The 20,187-nt window shown below is 36.6% G+C and carries 14 protein-coding genes and 5 pseudogenes; 9 read left to right on the top strand and 10 right to left on the bottom strand.

Translation table 11 applies throughout. The annotated features are described in order from the left end of the window. Nucleotides 1-468 precede the first annotated feature (468 nt). The 7 genes from PB1_RS16480 to tkt all read left to right on the top strand — a co-directional run bounded on the left by PB1_RS16480 (nt 469) and on the right by tkt (nt 10,432). Entirely contained in the window at nt 469-1,707 is a 1,239-nt protein-coding gene (locus tag PB1_RS16480; RefSeq protein WP_003352254.1) for a replication initiation protein, read from the top strand. A 463-nt stretch (nt 1,708-2,170) separates the two neighbouring features. After that, a complete protein-coding gene (locus PB1_RS16475) occupies nt 2,171-2,941 on the top strand; it encodes a ParA family protein (RefSeq protein ID WP_003352252.1) in 771 nt (256 codons plus the stop codon). Continuing rightward, complete coding sequence (locus PB1_RS16470) at nt 2,941-3,345, top strand: hypothetical protein (RefSeq protein WP_003352250.1); 405 nt, start codon at nt 2,941-2,943, stop codon at nt 3,343-3,345. Before PB1_RS16475 ends, PB1_RS16470 begins: the two co-directional genes overlap by 1 nt. A gap of 884 nt (nt 3,346-4,229) precedes the next feature. Next, the gene (locus PB1_RS16465; RefSeq protein ID WP_003352249.1) at nt 4,230-5,381 is read left to right on the top strand and encodes an iron-containing alcohol dehydrogenase; all 1,152 of its coding nucleotides are present in this window, start codon (nt 4,230-4,232) and stop codon (nt 5,379-5,381) included. Nucleotides 5,382-5,955: 574 nt separating this feature from the next. Next, on the top strand, nt 5,956-6,918 hold the full coding sequence (gene glpX / locus PB1_RS16460) for a class II fructose-bisphosphatase (RefSeq protein ID WP_003352248.1): 963 nt from the start codon (nt 5,956-5,958) through the stop codon (nt 6,916-6,918). A gap of 626 nt (nt 6,919-7,544) precedes the next feature. After that, the gene (gene fba, locus PB1_RS16455; protein ID WP_003352247.1) at nt 7,545-8,399 is read left to right on the top strand and encodes a class II fructose-1,6-bisphosphate aldolase; all 855 of its coding nucleotides are present in this window, start codon (nt 7,545-7,547) and stop codon (nt 8,397-8,399) included. A gap of 29 nt (nt 8,400-8,428) precedes the next feature. After that, nucleotides 8,429-10,432 (top strand): transketolase, encoded by a 2,004-nt coding sequence (gene tkt, locus PB1_RS16450; protein ID WP_003352246.1) that lies wholly within the window; start codon nt 8,429-8,431, stop codon nt 10,430-10,432. 153 nt (nt 10,433-10,585) lie between these two features. Here the strand turns inward: tkt and PB1_RS18655 are convergent, their stop codons facing one another. Beyond that, complete coding sequence (locus PB1_RS18655) at nt 10,586-10,780, bottom strand: hypothetical protein (RefSeq protein ID WP_155816468.1); 195 nt, start codon at nt 10,778-10,780, stop codon at nt 10,586-10,588. Between the two features lie 87 nt (nt 10,781-10,867). Between PB1_RS18655 and pfkA the strand changes: the two are divergent. Next, nucleotides 10,868-11,838 (top strand): annotated as a pseudogene (gene pfkA / locus PB1_RS16445) (6-phosphofructokinase). Nucleotides 11,839-12,057: 219 nt separating this feature from the next. Here the strand turns inward: pfkA and rpe are convergent. The 4 genes and pseudogenes from rpe to PB1_RS16430 all read right to left on the bottom strand — a co-directional run bounded on the left by rpe (nt 12,058) and on the right by PB1_RS16430 (nt 14,745). Then, nucleotides 12,058-12,702 carry a ribulose-phosphate 3-epimerase gene (gene rpe / locus PB1_RS16440; protein WP_003352245.1) on the bottom strand — a complete coding sequence of 215 codons (645 nt, stop codon included), beginning with the start codon at nt 12,700-12,702 and terminating at the stop codon, nt 12,058-12,060. Between the two features lie 35 nt (nt 12,703-12,737). Then, a pseudogene (locus tag PB1_RS18245) lies at nt 12,738-12,824 on the bottom strand (hypothetical protein); the annotation flags it as partial. Nucleotides 12,825-13,238: 414 nt separating this feature from the next. Beyond that, entirely contained in the window at nt 13,239-13,784 is a 546-nt protein-coding gene (locus tag PB1_RS16435) for a MerR family transcriptional regulator (RefSeq protein ID WP_003352244.1), read from the bottom strand. A gap of 106 nt (nt 13,785-13,890) precedes the next feature. Beyond that, nucleotides 13,891-14,745: a tyrosine-type recombinase/integrase gene (locus tag PB1_RS16430; RefSeq protein WP_003352243.1), complete on the bottom strand. Its 855-nt coding sequence runs from the start codon at nt 14,743-14,745 to the stop codon at nt 13,891-13,893. 680 nt (nt 14,746-15,425) lie between these two features. Between PB1_RS16430 and PB1_RS16425 the strand changes: the two genes are divergently transcribed. Further along, nucleotides 15,426-15,590 (top strand): hypothetical protein, encoded by a 165-nt coding sequence (locus PB1_RS16425; protein ID WP_155816467.1) that lies wholly within the window; start codon nt 15,426-15,428, stop codon nt 15,588-15,590. A gap of 384 nt (nt 15,591-15,974) precedes the next feature. On the opposite strand, the gene PB1_RS16420 is transcribed toward PB1_RS16425, so the two are convergent. The 5 genes and pseudogenes from PB1_RS16420 to PB1_RS16405 form a co-directional block, all read right to left on the bottom strand. Then, the gene (locus PB1_RS16420) at nt 15,975-16,874 is read right to left on the bottom strand and encodes an IS30 family transposase (protein ID WP_003352242.1); all 900 of its coding nucleotides are present in this window, start codon (nt 16,872-16,874) and stop codon (nt 15,975-15,977) included. Between the two features lie 204 nt (nt 16,875-17,078). After that, nucleotides 17,079-17,558, bottom strand: a pseudogene (locus tag PB1_RS16415) (IS4 family transposase); the annotation flags it as partial. 324 nt (nt 17,559-17,882) lie between these two features. After that, a pseudogene (locus PB1_RS18650) lies at nt 17,883-18,239 on the bottom strand (IS4 family transposase); the annotation flags it as partial. Nucleotides 18,240-18,250: 11 nt separating this feature from the next. Beyond that, nucleotides 18,251-18,664: pseudogene (locus tag PB1_RS16630) on the bottom strand (IS4 family transposase); the annotation flags it as partial. A gap of 356 nt (nt 18,665-19,020) precedes the next feature. Next, nucleotides 19,021-20,134 (bottom strand): IS3 family transposase gene (locus PB1_RS16405; RefSeq protein ID WP_155816422.1). Its coding sequence is split into 2 segments (ribosomal slippage): nt 19,021-19,867 and nt 19,866-20,134, totalling 1,116 coding nucleotides; the frame shifts between segments, so codons are not numbered across the junction. Nucleotides 20,135-20,187 lie beyond the last annotated feature (53 nt).

The raw sequence follows: 20,187 nt of genomic DNA, 5'->3' as shown, positions 1-20,187 counted from the left end.
AACAAGAGAAATAATGAAAGACGAAGCAAAGCAGTTGTATCAAGAGTTGCATATAGAAATTACTCTGCGAAAGTTGAGTAAATAACATGAAAAAAATTTTTTATACATCTTTGTTTTGTCGTTTTACAATAATACATTTTAAATATTTAAATATTTTATTGTTTTCGACGTCTAAAAAACCAGTAAAAATAAGGGTTTTTGACGTTTAAATATAACATTTTTGGTGTTAACTATAACTTAATTGGTTTGAAATATAACAAAAATGGTGTTAACTATAACTTTTTTGGTTCCTTAACTATAACAAAAATGGTGATAACTATAACAAAAATGGTTCATATATAACATTTTTGGTTTGAAGTATAACAAAAATGGTGCTTTGTTTATTTTAAAGTCATCTATAACAAGAAAAAACTTCCGTTATAGTTCAGAATTTGTCATAATTAGTCTATGGGAAGGGGGGAAATCTTTGTGTTGGCAACAGAATTAATTGAAACAAGGACCAGTAATTTTGTAACGAAGTCAAATATGCTTATTGAAGCAAACTATAAATTGGGGGTAGTGGAACAGAAGATTATCCTTTGTCTGGCCAGTAACATTCGGCCGACTGATTCTGACTTCAAAACATATACGCTACCCGTTAAAGAGTTTAATAAATTGCTAGGCCTCAAAGGTTCTCCTAAGTATACAGAATTAAGGAAAATTACAAAAGAACTGATGCAGAAAGTATTTGAAGTTCGTATTAACAAAAAGGTAATACAGGTTGCTTGGCTGAGTTATGTTGCTTATAACGAATCTGAAGGAACCATTGATATTAGGTTCGATCCTTTTTTACGACCATATCTTTTGGAATTAAAAAAAGAGTTTACGAGCTATAAGTTAGAAAACGTTGTTAAACTGAAAAGTTCTTATGCCATACGTATATATGAACTTTTAAAACAGTATGAAAAGCTTCAAAAACGAACCTTTTTTCTTGATGATTTACGCAAAATGCTTGGCGCCGAAGATATCTATCCGGCGTATGGAAATTTTAAACAGCGCGTTCTGGTGCCGGCCCAAAAAGAATTAAAGAAAAAGACAGATATCTCCTTTGAAATTGAAGAAATTAAAGTGGGTCGCCGAGTTAATAAAATTAAATTTTTGATATTTCCGACTAAGAAAAAGAACAACCCGCAATTATCGCTTTTTGAAGAGAATTTAGAAGATTTTCAACTACCAAATACCTTTGCTGAACAGGTCAAAAAATTTGGCTTAAAAATGGGTGTTCAAGTGTCTGATGAACTTGTTAAATCGTGGGAAAAATACGGACAAGAAAACGTTCTTCTTTTAATGGAGAAGATCCAAGGAAGAACAGACATAGGAAACCCGATCGGATACATAACAACTGTATTAAATACTTCTGCAAATAATAATTCTAATAAGGTGGCTACAACTTCAGAAGATCAAACGATTCTTACTCATTTAATCTCCTATTTTCAGAAATGGAAAGAGCCTAAGCCTGATTGGTTTGTCAAACAAAAAGCTATAGAAGAAATACAGAATCAATTCGATATGGAAAAAAATGAGGCTTTGACGAAATTCAATGAGTTTAAAACTGAATTGTTTAATGTATTAGAAATAAAGGAATCGGAAGTTGATGAACTATCTGATGAAGAATTTCTAAAGAAAAAGAAGGAATTAGAAGAAGGTATAAAAGGATTGAGAAATTAACAATTGATGCTTAAATTTATAACATTTTTGGTTAATTTAAAGAGCCTAAGATTGGCTCTTTTTTATGTTGAGCTAAAGGAAGTAGAATAATATCTAAAGTTAAGGATATTAAACAAGCAATTATGAATTTAGTTAATGTCATTATTTTCTTTTCTTGAGAAAGAAAAACATATTAAAGGCGAAAATTCAATATACCAGATAGGAAAAACAGATCGTTTTGGTTTAGACTTCCGAAAAACTATTCATTTCGACCAAGCCTATAAAGTAATTAAAAATGGAGTGGACTAAATTTTTATAGATAAATTAAAGTTTATGAAATCTTATCTGCAGACATATTGACTTTCAATAGTTTATATTTAAGATGAGATTTAATAACAAGCCATGTAGTCTACAAAGAGTTTCTTTTTTTCTATTACACGTGTTAAAATTAACATTAATATTAATGTTAATGGAGGATAAAAACATGCCAATCATTGCAGTATCTACTAACAAAGGTGGGGTTTTAAAGACCAGCATAACTACGAATCTAGCCGGAGCTTTATGCAATAACAATAAAGTTTTAATTATCGATACGGATAACCAAGGAAACGTATTAGTTTCGTTTGGGATTAATCCTGATTCAGTAGAACAAACTTTATATGATGTCTTAGTTGAAGGATTAAATCCAAAAAAGGCAATTATTAATGTTCATCCCAATATTGATGTTTTGCCGGCAAATGATGATATGAGCTTTTTGGAGTTTGATGTTCTTTCTAATAGAGAAAAATACCCGAATCCATTTAAAATGCTTAAAAATGCTATGAAGGCAATTAAAAAAGAATACGACTATATTTTAATCGATAGTCCACCAAACTTAGGGTTAGTTCAAGGAAACATCCTCTCGTATGCGGAAAGTGTTTTAATCCCGTTCCAACCTGAAGGATATAGCATGAGGTCTTTAATCAAAATCTTAAGTGCCATACATAATTTTAAAGAACAGCATAATCCGGAATTAAAAATTAAGGGAGTAATCGCTACTCTTGTAGATCAAAGAACTACCCTACACTCAGAGGTCCTTCAAAAGTGCAGAAGATTTTGTGCGGAAAATGGTATCAGAATGTTTGAAACAGTTATTCCTCGTTCTGTAAGATTTGCTGCAAGCGTTGCTTACGAACGTAAACCGGCAACACTGACTGATTTTAAAAACCCATTGGTACAAGCTTATTTTAATTTATTACAGGAGGTACAAGAATAATGGCAAGAAAAAATAGAAACCTAGCAAGTTTTGATGATCTTGCTAACAATAATATTAATAAAAATAATGATAATAAAGTTAATGGTAACAATATTAAAAGCATAAACAAAAATGTTAATAATGATATTAATAAATATATTAATATCGAAGATAATAATCACATTAATATTAATAATGACGTAAATGTTTCTTCAGGTACTAAAAAGCAAGAAGATTACTTGGATACGTTGATTGAGGGTAACATGAAAAAGAAAGAGAACGAGACAGTGTTAACTGGAATTTATCTTCAAAAAGATTTATCTCAAGTTTTGGACCGTTTAGCCAAAAAGGGTGGAAGAGGAGCAAAGTCTAAAATTGTAAACGAAGCTTTAAGGACCATATTTACTGATAAAGGTTTATTGTAGATTACTTACCAATTTTACATATCTTAAAAAGAGTTTTATAACACGTAAAAAAGAATTTAGTAAAAGATGGAAAAAATGGTAAAAATTAGCTAATAACAAGAATATCCTGGCTTAAAGCAGCTTCTGCAACTTGTAAAGAAAGTCTCTCGCATATTTTCAAAAGATTAGTTAACTTAAAAGTAAAGTAAAAAAAGAAATAAATTGAAGGAGGTTGTTGAATGTCTACGGAGTTAAAGCCCTCAAAGGGAGATCATCTAACCAAAGAAAAGTAAATCCAGACCCTTAACGCTTGCCGGCTCAAGGATGGATTTACTTTTTTTGTGTTAAAGCAATATATTATACGATTTGATTTGAAAACGAAATAGTGAACATCAATGCTTGAAAAACGGTATAAGTAGCTCCCTCTTTCGGGAATACTGACTACCCTTGAGTTTATCTATATCTATTACCTATTCTATTATCATGATAGAACGATCATTCGGATATGAAATAAAAGCTTCAAGTTGACCGCAAAAAACATTCATTTTTTTGAGACAATTTGATGCCTTGGGATCTAGTCGATCAGTCGTTTTATGATATGACTTTAATCCTATTTAAAGTCAAATTGAATACTGCCCTTCCATTTTAACCCTCCACACCATATAAGCGTCAAAATCACTTTTCCTTTTTGAAACCTTTTATTAGGTTGGTTTTTCCCTTGAGCTTTTTATTAAAATTGACACTCTCCCTAAGGGGAAAGCCTCATACCAACAGTAATCTAGTAGCTCCTTGTAAAAAATACTATTTCGAAAAATACGAACATTACGACAACTATCTTGACAAACACCTAGATTAGAATCTAAACTAGTTTTGTAAACAATTACATACATTAGGAGGTAGTCAAAATGACGCAAAGAAACTTTTTCATTCCACCAGCTAGCGTAATTGGACGCGGCGCTGTAAAAGAAGTAGGAACAAGACTTAAGCAAATTGGAGCTACAAAAGCACTTATCGTTACAGATGCATTTCTTCATGGCACAGGTTTGTCAGAAGAAGTTGCTAAAAACATTCGTGAAGCTGGCCTTGATGCTGTAATTTTCCCAAAAGCTCAACCAGATCCAGCAGATACACAAGTTCATGAAGGCGTAGATATATTCAAACAAGAAAAATGTGATGCACTTGTTTCTATCGGTGGAGGTAGCTCTCACGATACAGCAAAAGCAATCGGTTTAGTTGCAGCAAACGGCGGAAGAATCAACGACTATCAAGGTGTAAACAGTGTAGAAAAACCGGTTGTTCCAGTAGTTGCAATCACTACAACAGCTGGTACTGGTAGTGAAACAACATCTCTTGCGGTTATTACAGATTCTGCACGTAAAGTAAAAATGCCAGTTATCGATGAGAAAATTACACCAACTGTAGCAATTGTTGACCCAGAATTAATGGTGAAAAAACCAGCTGGATTAACAATTGCAACTGGTATGGATGCATTATCCCATGCAATTGAAGCATATGTTGCAAAACGTGCTACACCAGTTACTGATGCGTTTGCAATTCAAGCAATGAAACTCATTAATGAATACTTACCACGTGCGGTTGCAAATGGAGAAGACATCGAAGCACGTGAAGCAATGGCTTATGCACAATACATGGCAGGAGTGGCATTTAACAACGGAGGTTTAGGATTAGTACACTCTATTTCTCACCAAGTAGGTGGAGTTTACAAGTTACAACACGGAATCTGTAACTCAGTTAATATGCCACACGTTTGCCAATTCAACTTAATTGCTCGTACTGAACGCTTCGCACACATTGCTGAGCTTTTAGGCGAGAATGTTTCTGGCTTAAGCACTGCATCTGCTGCTGAGAGAGCAATTGTAGCGCTTCAACGCTATAACAAAAACTTCGGTATCCCATCTGGCTATGCAGAAATGGGCGTAAAAGAAGAGGATATCGAATTATTAGCGAACAACGCGTACCAAGACGTATGTACTCTAGATAACCCACGTGTTCCTACTGTTCAAGACATTGCACAAATCATCAAAAACGCTCTGTAATAATAATCTTGGAAAAGCGTCTCTTGAATTTCAAGAGACGCTTTTTCGTGATGCTAAATTAATATAGTAGACACAGATTAATAGATTAATAGAGTAATAGACTAAAGAATGAGGAGACTACATGTCGAAAAACAAAGGCGGTACGAGGAAGATTTTTAAAAATATATCGAATCCCGCCAACTGTATAGGAGTTCAAAAGTTATGAAAAAGCTCAATCATGAAGGAATTGAGGTTTTTCAGAAGACGGTCTCCCGCATAATGAAAGATTAAGGAATGAAGTCTCGTATCGTAAAAAACATTGCGGTCCATGAAAATGTCTTAAACCAAATTTTCCCGTTACGAAATCAAATAAAGAGTGTGTGAATGGGGAAAACTACATGGAAAACGGTCTTGAAAACGAAATAAAAAGAGCTAAGTCCATCGATTAGAAAACTCTCTCGTTTAATACAGTATACTATTCGATACTATATGTTAATAAAGTGCATACTTACGAATCGATATTATACACGTTATACTAGATTTTGTATAGGTGATATCGAATATAGAAAGTATAAATAACACAGGAGGTGATCAAATGAGTGAATTGAAAAGCGAAAAACGTGTTCAGGCGTTAGCTATGGATTTTCTCTCTGTAGCACAGCAAGCAGCTCTCGCTTCTTATCCTTGGATAGGAAAAGGGAATAAAAACGAAGTTGATAGGGCTGGTACGGAAGCTATGCGCAATCGACTGAACCTCATTGATATGAGCGGTTTAATTGTTATTGGTGAAGGGGAAATGGACGAAGCTCCTATGCTTTATATTGGAGAGGAACTCGGAACAGGAAAAGGACCCCAACTCGATATTGCAGTAGATCCTGTTGATGGAACGGGTTTAATGGCAAAAGGAATGGATAATTCAATAGCAGTAATTGCTGCATCCGTTAGAGGAAGTTTACTGCATGCCCCAGATATGTACATGGAAAAAATAGCTGTAGGACCAAAAGCAAAAGGCTGTGTAAATCTAGACGCATCTTTAACAGAAAATATGAAATCAGTTGCTAATGCTTTAGGGAAAGATTTGAAAGAATTAACAGTAATGATACAGGATAGACCACGTCATGATCATTTGATCAAACAAGTAAGAGATGTAGGGGCTAAACTTAAATTATTTTCTGATGGTGACGTTACAAGGGCAATAGGTACTGCACTCGAAGAAGTAGACGTTGATATATTAGTAGGGACTGGCGGTGCTCCAGAGGGAGTAATTGCTGCAACCGCACTGAAGTGTTTAGGAGGAGATTTCCAAGGAAGACTTGCTCCTCAAAACGAAGAAGAATTTGATCGGTGTATTACGATGGGAATACAAGATCCAAGAAAAATTTTTACAATAGATGAGATTGTAAAATCAGATGATTGCTTTTTTGTAGCAACAGGAATTACTGACGGACTGCTTATGAAGGGTATTCGAAAAAAAGAAGATGGTTTAATGCAAACACACTCTTTTCTTACAATTGGAGGAAGTAGCGTAAAATACCAATTTATTGAAGCTTATCATTGATAATAAACGTAATAGATGACGTTTAATGTATCTAATCGAGTGCTCTTTTATATTGATGTTTCGTAACCTCACGATACTTTTTTATGTAATTTCTCGAAATTCGGTTCATGTCGTTATAACGAGTTAGCAACTTTAATTAGGTAATAACGAAGATAGTGATTTCCTGCTCTTATCATGTTAGTTTCCTCAGCTTGAAACTTTCCTGATTATCCGTAAAGGAAATACACTTGTAAAACAGATATTTAAAGGAATATTTTCTTTTGTTGTGAACAAGATGGTATCTTATCCTTGTTAATCTCTGAATGGTAATAAATTGTTCTTGCGTGACAACAGAAAATTGAAGAAGGTCAAAACGTAGTTGATCTGCAATAATTAAGCATTAACATGGTCCGTTTCGTGAAATTCATGAAAAAACATAGGTGGTAAGAAATCCCCAAAACGATCCTAAGACCATAATCTAGGGATATTATCAAAAGTCAACCCCTATTGATAGGATGGTTCAGATATTAGACAGCTTAGCTCTCCACTATCTGAACGATCCTTTATAAAGTTATCAAAGAGCAATAAATGATCTGAAAATTACCTCGAAAGAGGATTCTAAAAATACTATATAAGGAGTGGAAATTATGCCATTAGTTTCAATGAAGGATATGTTAAATCGTGGAAAAGAAAATGGATATGCTGTCGGTCAGTTTAACATCAATAATCTTGAGTTTGGTCAAGCGATTTTACAAGCTGCAGAAGAAGAGAAGTCTCCTGTTATTATTGGGGTATCTGTAGGTGCTGCTAATTACATGGGTGGATTTAAGTTAATTGTCGATATGGTCAAATCATTAATGGATGCATATAACGTAACGGTACCAGTTGCTATTCATCTTGACCATGGTCCAAGCCTTGAGAAATGTGTACAAGCCATCCATGCTGGATTTACATCTGTTATGATCGATGGTTCCCATCTTCCACTTGAAGAAAATATTGAATTAACAAAACGTGTGGTTGAAATAGCGCATGCTGTTGGTGTATCTGTTGAAGCAGAGCTAGGTCGTATCGGTGGACAAGAAGATGATGTAGTAGCTGAATCATTTTATGCTGTCCCTTCAGAATGTGAGCAATTAGTTCGTGAAACAGGAGTAGACTGCTTTGCACCTGCGTTAGGTTCTGTCCATGGTCCGTATAAAGGTGAACCAAACCTTGGTTTTGATCGGATGAAAGAAATTATGGAATTAACAGGTGTTCCTCTTGTTCTCCACGGTGGTACAGGTATTCCAACAAAAGATATTCAAAAAGCTATTTCGCTTGGTACAGCAAAAATTAACGTAAATACAGAAAGCCAAATTGCTGCTACAAAAGCCGTTCGAGAAGTTTTAAACAACGATGCTAAGCTATTTGATCCTCGCAAATTTTTAACACCGGCACGGGAAGCGATTAAAGAAACTATTAAAGGTAAAATGCGTGAATTTGGGTCTTCAGGTAAAGCTTAATAAAAACAGACATTAGGGGAGGGGAAATCGTGCTCCAACAAAAAATAAATATTGATCAGTTATCCATTCAAACTATTAGAACTCTATCAATCGATGCAATTGAAAAGGTTGGATCAGGTCATCCGGGGATGCCAATGGGGGCTGCCCCAATGGCTTATACACTTTGGACAAAATTTATGAATTACAATCCAAACAACCCGAATTGGTTTAATCGTGACCGTTTTGTATTGTCAGCGGGCCACGGATCCATGTTATTATACAGCCTATTACATTTAACTGGTTATGATCTATCATTAGAAGATTTGAAAAACTTCCGCCAATGGGGAAGCAAAACACCTGGTCACCCTGAGTTTGGCCATACACCTGGGGTTGATGCCACAACAGGTCCGTTAGGGCAAGGTATTGCCATGGCAGTTGGGATGGCGATGGCTGAAAGACACTTAGCGTCTAAATACAATCGTGAGAAATTTAATATCATTGATCACTACACATACAGCATTTGTGGCGATGGTGACTTGATGGAAGGTGTATCTGCAGAAGCAGCTTCACTTGCAGGACACCTTAAACTTGGTCGTTTAATTGTATTATACGATTCAAATGATATTTCTCTTGATGGCGATCTTCATATGTCATTTAGTGAGAGTGTTCAAGATCGTTTTAAAGCATACGGCTGGCAAGTACTTCGTGTTGAGGACGGCAATGACATCGATTCAATCGCAAAAGCGATAGCTGAAGCGAAAAACAACGAAGACCAACCAACATTAATTGAAGTCAAAACAATAATTGGATATGGTTCACCAAATAAAGGTGGCAAGTCTGATTCGCACGGCTCACCACTTGGAAAAGACGAAATAAAGCTTGTAAAAGAACATTATAACTGGAAGTATGAAGAAGATTTTTATATCCCTGAAGAAGTAAAAGAACATTTTAAAGAATTAAAAGAAGCGGCAAAGAAGAAGGAACAAGCATGGAATGAGTTGTTCGCACAATATAAAGAAGCATATCCAGCACTTGCAAAGGAATTAGAACAAGCGATTAATGGTGAGCTTCCAGAAGGCTGGGATGCTGATGTTCCTGTGTACCGTGTCGGAGAACATAAACTTGCTACTCGTTCTTCCAGTGGTGAAGTGTTAAATGCCCTAGCGAAAAATGTTCCGCAACTACTTGGCGGTTCCGCGGATTTAGCTTCATCTAATAAAACATTGCTAAAAGGGGAAGCAAATTTCAGCGTTGCAGATTACAGCGGACGTAATATTTGGTTTGGTGTTCGTGAATTTGGAATGGGTGCTGCTGTTAACGGAATGGCTCTACACGGTGGTGTAAAAGTATTTGGAGCAACTTTCTTTGTATTCTCTGATTATTTACGTCCGGCCATTCGTCTCTCAGCATTAATGAAACTACCTGTTATTTATGTCTTTACACATGATAGCGTTGCTGTAGGTGAAGATGGACCAACACATGAACCAATTGAACAATTGGCATCCTTACGTGCAATGCCTGGTATCTCTACAATTCGCCCGGCTGATGGCAATGAGACAGCTGCAGCTTGGAAGTTGGCGTTAGAAAGTAAAGACGAACCAACAACTCTTATCCTCTCACGTCAAGATTTACCAACACTTGTTGATTCTGAAAAGGCGTATGAGGGTGTTAAAAAAGGTGCATATGTAATCTCTGAAGCAAAAGGTGAAGTTGCTGGTTTATTATTAGCATCTGGTTCTGAAGTTGCTTTAGCTGTTGAAGCACAAGCAGAGTTAGAAAAGGAAGGTATTTATGTTTCAGTTGTTAGTATGCCTAGCTGGGATCGTTTTGAAAAACAATCTGATGCATACAAAGAAAGTATACTTCCAAAAAACGTAAAAGCACGTCTTGGTATTGAGATGGGGGCTTCCTTAGGTTGGAGTAAATATGTTGGTGATAACGGTAACGTCCTCGCCATTGATCAATTTGGAGCCTCAGCACCAGGAGATAAAATAATTGAAGAATACGGTTTTACGGTCGAAAATGTCGTTTCTCATTTTAAAAAGCTTCTCTAAAATTCTTGTCTTGTTTAATCGGTAAGAAACTAGTATTTCATTAAATGTTAGAAAGATTAGAATATTCTTTCGCAAAAATATTCACTAGAAACATAAATTCATTTATTTCTTTGGAGTTTAGATGTAAAAAAACGAAGCCAAACAGTTTGTTTTTTAGGGTTTCCACATATCAATCACAATTCCGATGAGGCGTTCAAGACGGGATAATTGTTTCAATATCTCAATAACGTCCTCTTTTTTTTCTGTTTTTATGTATGCATATAAACTCCGATTACTACGACACAGTCTAATTATACATGACCAAATCGATATCTTTCCTTTCCTCTTAGATAAACTGGTTTCATCAATGCCAAAAAAAGTGTTGTTTTAACTGGGCACTGCAAATAAACATCGTGGATTGTATATAAGAAGTAGAAAATATGGAGGAAAACAAGAATGAATAAGATTGCAATATTAACTAGCGGCGGGGATGCACCAGGAATGAACGCTGTTATTCGTGCGGTCGTTCGAAGAGGGATTTTTAAGGGACTTGATGTTTATGGCATAAAAAATGGTTACAAAGGTTTAATGGATGGTAATTTTATTTCAATGAGCCTTGGAAGTGTTGGTGATATTATTCACCGAGGAGGGACTATCTTACAAACTACACGATGTAAAGAGTTTAAGACAGTTGAAGGGCAACAACAGGCTTTAGCACAACTAAAAAAAGAGGGCATTGATGGCTTAATCGTGATTGGTGGAGATGGCACTTTTGAAGGTGCAAGAAAATTAACTGCCCAAGGATTTCCAACTATTGGTATCCCGGCAACCATTGACAATGACATTGCAGGAACGGAATATACGATTGGATTTGATACTGCTGTGAACACAGCTGTGGAAGCAATTGATAAAATTCGTGATACGGCAGCCTCTCATGAGCGTATCTACGTCGTTGAAGTAATGGGTCGCGATGCAGGAGACATTGCTCTATGGGCAGGAATGTGTGCGGGAGCAGAATCGATTATTATCCCAGAAGCAGACCATGATGTGGAAGATGTAATTGACCGTATTAAACAAGGATATCAGCGTGGAAAGACGCACAGCATTATTGTGGTTGCTGAAGGAGCATTTAATGGAGTAGGAGCTGTAGAAATCGGCAGAGCGATTAAAGAAAAAACAGGATTTGATACACAAAGGTGACCATACTTGGACATCTTCAACGTGGGGGATCTCCTAGCGCCTATAACCGAATGATGAGCAGCCAGATGGGTGCAAAAGCCGTGGATTTACTGGTTGAAGGCAAAAAAGGTCTGATGGTAGGATTGAGAAATGGTAAACTGATTCATACACCTTTTGAGGAAGCAGCGAAAGATAAACATACGATTGATTTGTCCATTTATTATTTAGCAAGAAGCCTTTCTCTATAGTAGGAATAGGACTGATCTAAATAAAATGACACTAGAAAAAGGGCAACAAAAAATACAAAAAGTTGCCCTTTTTTCCTAATTTCAGATGTTGTTAAAATTGTCTAAAGAAGACTTCGGTCATCAACGCACCGAATAAATTTTCATCATCACTATAAAAGACAAAAAAGAATCTATTGAAAGGTATAGTTTCCAATTTTTTTTGATACCACGTCTTTATTTTCAATTTCTAATTCTTGCAATGGCTTGACTTCTATCCTTTTGATTATATATGGCTGAACCTGCAACAAGGACATTGGCTCCTGCTTCTATGCAAAGTTTAGCCGTTTCAGGATTTACTCCACCATCTACTTCAATTTCAACCTGCAACTTTCTTTCATTTACAATAGTAGCAATTTGTTTTATTTTGGGTAGGACAGAATAAATAAAAGATTGTCCCCCAAAGCCTGGATTAACCGTCATAAGCAATACAAGATCAACATCTTCTATCACGTGCTCGATCATTGAGATGGGAGTATGGGGATTTAATACCACTCCAGCTTTTATACCTTCAGATTTAATATATTGAATGGTTCTGTGTAAATGAAGACAAGTTTCAACATGAACAGATAATATATCGGCTCCTGCTTTGGCGAACGTCCCAATGTATTGATCTGGATTTTCTATCATTAAATGCACATCTAAAGGTAAATTTGTGACAGGTCTAATTGCCTCGACAATTAATGGACCAATTGTTATATTTGGCACAAAATGACCATCCATGACATCAACATGGATGTAATCGGCTCCGCCCCGTTCTACATCTTTTATTTCTTCTTCAAGTCGCGCAAAATTAGCTGAAAGAATGGAAGGTGCAATCTTGATCATAACTTAATACCTCGGCTTTCTTTTATGAATTTTTCTGCATATAAATATCCTTTTTCTACAGCTGTATCTCGAAAAAGTGGCTATATCATGCTCCAATCTTCAGGATCTCTTCCAACCATGTAAAAAGTCCGTTGCAAGCACCTTTATTTCTTATGGTGATAATCCTCTATATAGATACAAGTATAATATCTATAGCTTTTATTTGTAAGTACGCACTTTTTTGTTATATAGTATTAGTAAATACACTACTATTACTAGGACGGATGAGTAACAAAAAGTTTTACTATATTCTTTATGTAACCGCCTGATAACTTTGAACACTTTTTGCTAATTAGTAGTGAACACTTTACTTGGAGCCTCTGCGGGCAAGATTATTAGCCAGGAAGCCAGATATATCAATGAATCTGGCTCAGCCGACAAAGACTATCATGCCCGCCTCTCCAAATAAAGTGCACTTCTCTACTGGAAAAAAGTGTTCAATCTTATTCAGCATTTTTAGGTAAGAAAGTGTTCATTTCTATTTGGCGGTTACATCTTTATAGTCTTTTTGAAAACAATCTCGCAAAAAATCCTTTTTTCTCTTTGGACGTACTTGCTTCAAGCAAAGCTTGCCGTTGTTCTTGAAGCGACCGAATGGATTGCGTAATCATTTGATCTCTTTTCTCTAAACGCTCGTCAATATATGCTTGTTGTTCCCTCACGAGTTGCTTTAGTTCCTGTACTTCCTTCAATAACATATCATATTTCTTATCGATACGATCTATATTAAGAGATTCCGCTTCTTTTACTTCACTTTTTACAGATGTAGTGACTTCCGATTCATTTTGTATCGTATCGACAAGATTTTGTTTTCGTTGATTTATAAGTATAGATGCAATATGAACAATATTCATGCCCGATTCGTTTGACATTTGCTTCATTTGTTGGAGTATCTCGATATCCTCATCAACGAATATCCGAAAGCCATTTTCATTTCTAATAAATATGTACCCTTCCTTTTCGAGAGCTTGGGCATACTTTCGTACAGTTGGAGTCGCTATGCCCACAATATTGGATATATCTTTTGTAGAGTATTCCTTCATTTTTCCTCCCCTCCATATGATACGTATTCGATATCAATCATATCAAATCCTTTATAAACAATTCTATCTAAAATCAACAGGAAAAAAGAAAGCATTATTCTCTCTTTTATAGTTGATTCATTTTTTGAATAAGTTCATCTTTTGTCGGATTTGTATATAAGAGCGTAGTGTGAATATTGGAATGTCCCGCCTGATTCGCTACTTCATGAACGCTCAATCCTCTACTAATCGCATGAGAACAAAAAAAATGCCGTAAATCGTGCGGGGTAATTTCTTTACCAATAGGTTCCGAATACTCTTTAAACAATTTATTGATCGTTGTGCGGTTTAAAGGTTGATTACGATTACTAATAAAAAGAAAATCATGCTCGATTTTTTTTTCTTTTCGTTCCTTTAACCATGACTGGAGAGCAGCTTTTACTTTGTCATTCATAAATACTTCCCTAAACTTATCTCCCTTACCACTTCGAACAGTGATTTCTCTAGAAACTAGGTTGAAATCCTGCATTTTTAGATTTAATGCCTCAGAAATTCGCAACCCAGCATAAGCTAAAAGAGTAACCAATGCATAATTTCGTTTGTTTCCACTATCTAACACCAACTGCCGAAATTTCTCGACGTCCTTTAGTTTCACCTTGGCTAACGAAGCATATTGTTGCTGCGCCTTCATGTAATCCTTTTTTGTTAAGATCATATCCCGTTGAATGTTCGTTTCTACTAAAAATTTATTGAATTTAACTAACGCATTCAGTTTAGTGTTAATTGTTTTTGGTTTTGCTTTTTTTACGGTTCGAAGAAAAGAAATGTATTCTTTTACGTTTTCACGATGCAACTTTGTAAATTCTACGTCTTTTGACTCACTGAACCACTTTAAAAAACCGCTGACAGACTGGATATACCCTTTAATTGTATGTTCACTTTTCCCTTCTTCCAGTAAATACTTTTTAAATTCATCAATCATTATTTCTTCTCCTTTATAAATTATGTTGAATTTATTTTTTGTACTCTTTTGATAAACTATGTTGAATTTATTGTCTAAAAAATACCATTTCTACCGATAAAACGCAACATAGTTGACATTATGTTGAAAAATAAAAACGACCCGATTAAAGAGCCGTCTGGTTTACTCATGATTCCAGATCATTCACCCTGGGGCAAATGATTTGCAATACCTCGATTTGAACGCTCCTGAAACCACTGGGACTTTTCAGTGTGGGCAATTTGATCTTCAATATCCTGATTATAAATTTCCTAATCTTTAACAGACTTCTCTATAACAAACATGCGAACGGGTACGTTAGTTGAAGGGATTGCATAAAACCTTTCTTTTTTATGCTTTATTAAACTAGAATTTGTATAGGATATACATAAATTATTCCATGGATATTATACGCTAAAGCGATTTAAGTCGCCTTTTGACAAATTCTGATTCGATAAGATACCAAAACGAATTAGCAAATAATGTATGTTAGGGTAATAATGGAAAGTTAACAAATGTCCAATGTTTTTTTAAATCACTAACATATTATTTTATAAGGTAATTTTTTAAAATCTTATGAGGTGATTTATATGGTTAATAACCGACTTGGACGACGAAGACCAAGGGGTCCCGAAGGAATACTCCCTAGAGGAGTAATTGTTATGTGGAATGAGTCAATTAATAATATTCCTTTTGAGTGGTTATTGTGTGATGGTACCAATGGTACTCTAGATTTATCAGATCGATTTGTATTAGGAACAATAAATGATACAGAAATTGTTGATACTGGCGGAAGTAACAGTATTGTTTTAACAAAACCCCAATAAATTGTTTAGTTTAGTGTTAACATACCACTAGTATCTACTTTGCACAAAGTCTTATATTTCTCCCTCCTTTCATTCTCAATTAAAAAGCCAAATTTTCAATTACACAAACTCACTTTTTTTCCTCTAACCTTTTAAACTATTAAACTATCCTAAATTGCAATATTAAATGCAACACATGCTGATAACCCTGTAAACCGTTGTCGAACATGAAAATTAACTGATATAGGACTCACTCCGCGCAACTTTATATGGAGTGGCAGGCATGATAGCCTCGTTAGGCGATGCCGATGTTGGGACATCTGGCTTCTCGGCAGGAGAATCATGCCTGCGGAGGCTCCATGTCAAGTTGCTAAACACTCAACAAACTGACCCGCGCTGATGAGTTTAAGAGGCCAACAGGGCCAGCTCCTCCTTGAAACATTCATCCGGTGTCCTGTATCCCAGGATCCTCCTTGGAAGGCGGTTGCACCAGCTTTCCTCATAGGCAATGGTTTGGTCGGCAAATTCTGACCCGTTGTCAGCAGTGATGGTTTTGAACACTTTCGGGAACTGCTCACCATAGTTCTTCTTCAAGCACGAAATGGCATCACTAATGGACGGCGCATCCTTTGCATCGACCCTTATGATGATCTCCTTGCGTGTCTTGCGTTCAGTAATGGTCAACAAGGCCTGGTCGTTCGACTTTTTGCCAATGACGGTATCGATCTCCCAGTGGCCGAATTCCTGTCGGTCGTTGACTTCGGCCGGGCGTTCTTCAATACTCCGGCCCAGGACCCTTTTATTTTGGCGGGACTGCTTCTTCCTGGTGTTGAGCCGAACTTTCATTGGCAGATCAATGTTTTTAATACCAATAAGCCCTATGTCAATATAGTTATAGAGTGTCTTGGTAGAAATAAGGGCACCTTCAAATAGACCGTGGCTCTTGGTATAACCACAGACTGCATCAGGTGACCAGCCATCCCTTAGGATTTTGGCCTCTGCAAACTGGATGAATTCCATCGCGTCATCCAACTTAAATTTGGCACTGCAGGCTTTCCGGTTCTTTTCGTATACCAGTTGGCCCGTATCCGGAAAATAAGCTTCAAATAGCTTTCCACCTGTCTTCATCTGAGTCACGGTGCCTCGTTTTAACTCTCGAGAAATGGTGCTTTTATGGCAGCCCACCGCATCAGCGATAGCCTGAAGAGATTTTCCCTCAGCACGTAATGCGGCTATTTTTCCGCGATCAAAGGGTGTAAGATGTTTAAATAGGCGTTTTTTTGTGGTAGACTGTGTTTGAACCATAGATAAAACCTCCGTATCGATTTTTGTTTTGGTCGACTTAATCATACACGGTTTATCTATGGTTTTTCACGTTTTAAGATTTGTTGCATTTGATTATACAACTAGCCACTATTAAACTATTTCACCAATCACTTTCTTTTTTCATTTATCAACACTAAAACTTGTTAAGAGGGATCGTTTTTTGCAACTCCTTTTTATTTTAACTCAACTTTCGCACACGGATATTGTCAGGCATCCCTTGATGTAATTAGGTAAAGACGCAATCCATTCTTGTACTTTATTTTTGAATAATTTCATGTTCAAACAAACATTAGCTTCTGCTAGTGCTTGGAAAGTCACTAATAATTGATTCAACGTACTTTCTAGATCTATGTCTTTTATGTCTTCGCATAAAAGAAAAAAGAGGTTTCCAATTGTCTTAGGATCGTTCTTTTGTCTACGTTCCCATTCTAAGAGTATAAAGCGAGTAAACACAATTGTTGTATGGCTAATCAACAGATTATACGAACGACCTTGAAATTCTTTTGCTAGGTTAAGCAATGATTTTGTACATTTAAAAAAGGTTTCGATGTCCCAGCGCATCCCGTAAATACGCATAATTTCTTCATCTGAGAGTGTGGTATCTGTACTCAAAATAGCTAACCATTCACTCTTTTTATTGCGGTTACGCACGAACACGATCTTGACTTGTGTTTATTGCAAAATAGAAATGGAGCATTTTGCAAAATAAAAATCCTGCACCCAACTGGAAAAAACAATTGCACTTTTTAAGTTTATTTTGTGGGCTTTACATGGAGTAGCGGACATGATAACCTTGTTCAAGTTTGCCAAACATTGTTATGCCTGGATCTTGACAAAAGAATCATGTCCGCAGAGGCTCCGTGTCAAGCCCATTTACTCTTAAATGCCTTTACAGAATTTCCAGTTAGGTGCTGGAAAAAATCTTGCAAAACGCTGGATTTCTAAATTGCAAAACACAACTTGCAGTCTTTTCGCAAGATGAACATGGATCGAACCGAGTAGCTCTTTCTTTTCCATTGTGTGCTTTGCTTTTTTAAAGAGTTGATCCAGAGTATGGGCTTTACCATTTATGAAATATCGTTGTTTTAGCTGCTTGACCATACCAATGACAAATAAACCTTTATCCGTGATTTTTTCAATCAAAGGCTCATGCGTAAACCAAGCATCCATTAACACATAATCAGCTGTAATCCCAGCATTTAAGGCATGATCTAATAAAGCTGAGATAGCGCTAGGCTTATCTAGTTGTGCTTCAAGACGACGTTTATAACCGGAAGTGCGTTTATCAATGGATTCATTAATCCCGTTAAGTTGATTTTCCTTTTTCGCTGAACTTAATAGAATCGTTTCTCTGTATGACCAAATACCCGAGAAAGAAGTTCAACAGACTTGCTTCGATTCCGTGAAAAGAGTGAATCATCGACAATAAACACCTTCACTCTCTTGTTAGAAGTAAGCTTTTTTATACGCATAATAAGGTCGTGACACAAAGAAAGTAAAAACGATCGCCAAGCATAAGTAGATGAATTTAAAAATCGGTAAATGGTATCTTTTTTAGGCAAATCCACGGCTTTCTTACTTTGAAGTGCTTGAAACCAGTTCTTATATTGGAAAACAAGCAAAAAGATAAGACGGAAAATAGATAAGCATGAATAACCGAATCCCTTAGTAATTCTTGCTTTTCTCAAATGTTTGCCTATATTTAATTCAGAAAATCCTCGTTCAAGTTCTTTTGGTAGTTGTACAAAAGTATCTTTTTTCGTTATCATAATGGTGACACCTTCTTTGGTATTTTGGTTTAGTCACCATTATTTTACCAAAAGATAGGTGTCTTTTTCTTTTTAAAAAAATAAAATCAATAAAAAACTATGGTGGACCCCATCATCAAGACATTAATTTTATTTTTTTAAGGTGGGGCAGAAACCAAAAAGGATATCTGCATTCTAGAGCTTGGGGTGCTCATTGAGGCCAATAAAGTGGGAGTACACATTTTTTTGGAGTGATTCATCCTGCTTTTATTTTTCCTTCTCAGGGGAGGTTCTGTCAAGGGCGAGCGAAGCGAGGGCTCTGCCGAATCCTTGACAGGTTCTCCCGTGAGAAGGATCCTCTATAAAGGATGAATCACTCACAGGCCATAAACAGAGGCAGGTGGTTTATAGCCTAATGATTGATGAGGGCGTTCATGGTTATAGAAATGGAGATAGTTATTGATCTCTTTTCTTGCTTCTCTTGGACTCTCGTATTCCTTCAAGTAGACCTCTTCATATTTAATCGTCCGCCACAATCGCTCGGTAATGATATTGTCAAGAGCCCGACCTTTGCCGTCCATACTGATTTGAACTTTCTTATCCAGTACCAGCTCGGTATATTTCGGGCTGGTGAAGTGGCTACCCTGATCACTGTTTATAATCTCAGGTTGAGCGTGCGACAGCGCCCGTTTGACGGCTTCAAGGACAAAATCGATTTCCAGCGTCTGATCCAGCTCCCAACTAACGACGTAACGGGAATACCAGTCAATAATGGCGACGAGATACATCCAACCGCGTTGAAGCCGGATGTAAGTGATATCAATCCCCCATACCTGGTTGGGGTGAGTGATGTCGAGATTTCTAAGAAGATAGGGATAAATCCGGTGTTCCAGGTTGCGCTTACTAAGGTTGGGGCCAGGTGAAATCCCGGCAATCCCCATCTCCCTCATATGGCGCTGAACGGCCTTTCGGTTAATGTGTAACCCGTTTTCATTCAGAACGGCCGTGATCCGCCGGGAGCCAAAAAACGGATATTTGGTGTAAATTTCATCAATTCGGTGCTTGATGAACACTTCTTCAGGAGAAGGCTCCACAGGCTTATAATACAAGCTGGACCGATTGAGTCCGAGCAATTCAGCCTGGGTGGCAATAGGGAGTTCTGCATCGTCCCAATCAATCATGTCAATACGTTCTGCCCTACTCCTTAAGGCCAGATTTTTTTTTAAGCCACGACAATTGCGTGGTTAAACGACCGACTTCGGCATAAAGGTTTTCAATTTGTTGTTCATAGTCAGCCTTCATTTGATCTACTTTCTTATTTTCTTTCGCAAACAACTGGGGCATTTGTTCAAGAAACGCATTCCTCCATTGCCGAATCTGATTCACATGGATTCCATGAGAGGAAGCAATTTCACTCATAGTTTTTTCTTCTTTTAGGACCTCTAGCACGATCTGGGATTTAAACTCTGGTGTATATCGTTTTCTTTTCATAAACCTACTTTAACATCTCCTCATTTCGTGTCTAGTTTTATGGGTCCATTATA

It is taken from the genome of Bacillus methanolicus PB1, assembly GCF_000262755.1.
GTDB lineage: Bacteria > Bacillota > Bacilli > Bacillales > Cytobacillaceae > Bacillus_Z > Bacillus_Z methanolicus.
This window is presented reverse-complemented; position numbering and strand designations above follow the sequence as displayed.

Bases quoted from the DNA above. Each gene is read 5' to 3' on its own strand.
- glpX (WP_003352248.1), top strand. From the start codon at position 5,956: ATGAGTGAATTGAAAAGCGAAAAACGTGTTCAGGCGTTAGCTATGGAT.
- PB1_RS16435 (WP_003352244.1), bottom strand. From the start codon at position 13,784: ATGAAGGAATACTCTACAAAAGATATATCCAATATTGTGGGCATAGCG.
- PB1_RS16465 (WP_003352249.1), top strand. From the start codon at position 4,230: ATGACGCAAAGAAACTTTTTCATTCCACCAGCTAGCGTAATTGGACGC.
- fba (WP_003352247.1), top strand. From the start codon at position 7,545: ATGCCATTAGTTTCAATGAAGGATATGTTAAATCGTGGAAAAGAAAAT.
- PB1_RS16420 (WP_003352242.1), bottom strand. From the start codon at position 16,874: ATGGTTCAAACACAGTCTACCACAAAAAAACGCCTATTTAAACATCTT.
- PB1_RS16430 (WP_003352243.1), bottom strand. From the start codon at position 14,745: ATGATTGATGAATTTAAAAAGTATTTACTGGAAGAAGGGAAAAGTGAA.
- PB1_RS16475 (WP_003352252.1), top strand. From the start codon at position 2,171: ATGCCAATCATTGCAGTATCTACTAACAAAGGTGGGGTTTTAAAGACC.
- rpe (WP_003352245.1), bottom strand. From the start codon at position 12,702: ATGATCAAGATTGCACCTTCCATTCTTTCAGCTAATTTTGCGCGACTT.
- PB1_RS16470 (WP_003352250.1), top strand. From the start codon at position 2,941: ATGGCAAGAAAAAATAGAAACCTAGCAAGTTTTGATGATCTTGCTAAC.
- PB1_RS16425 (WP_155816467.1), top strand. From the start codon at position 15,426: ATGTGGAATGAGTCAATTAATAATATTCCTTTTGAGTGGTTATTGTGT.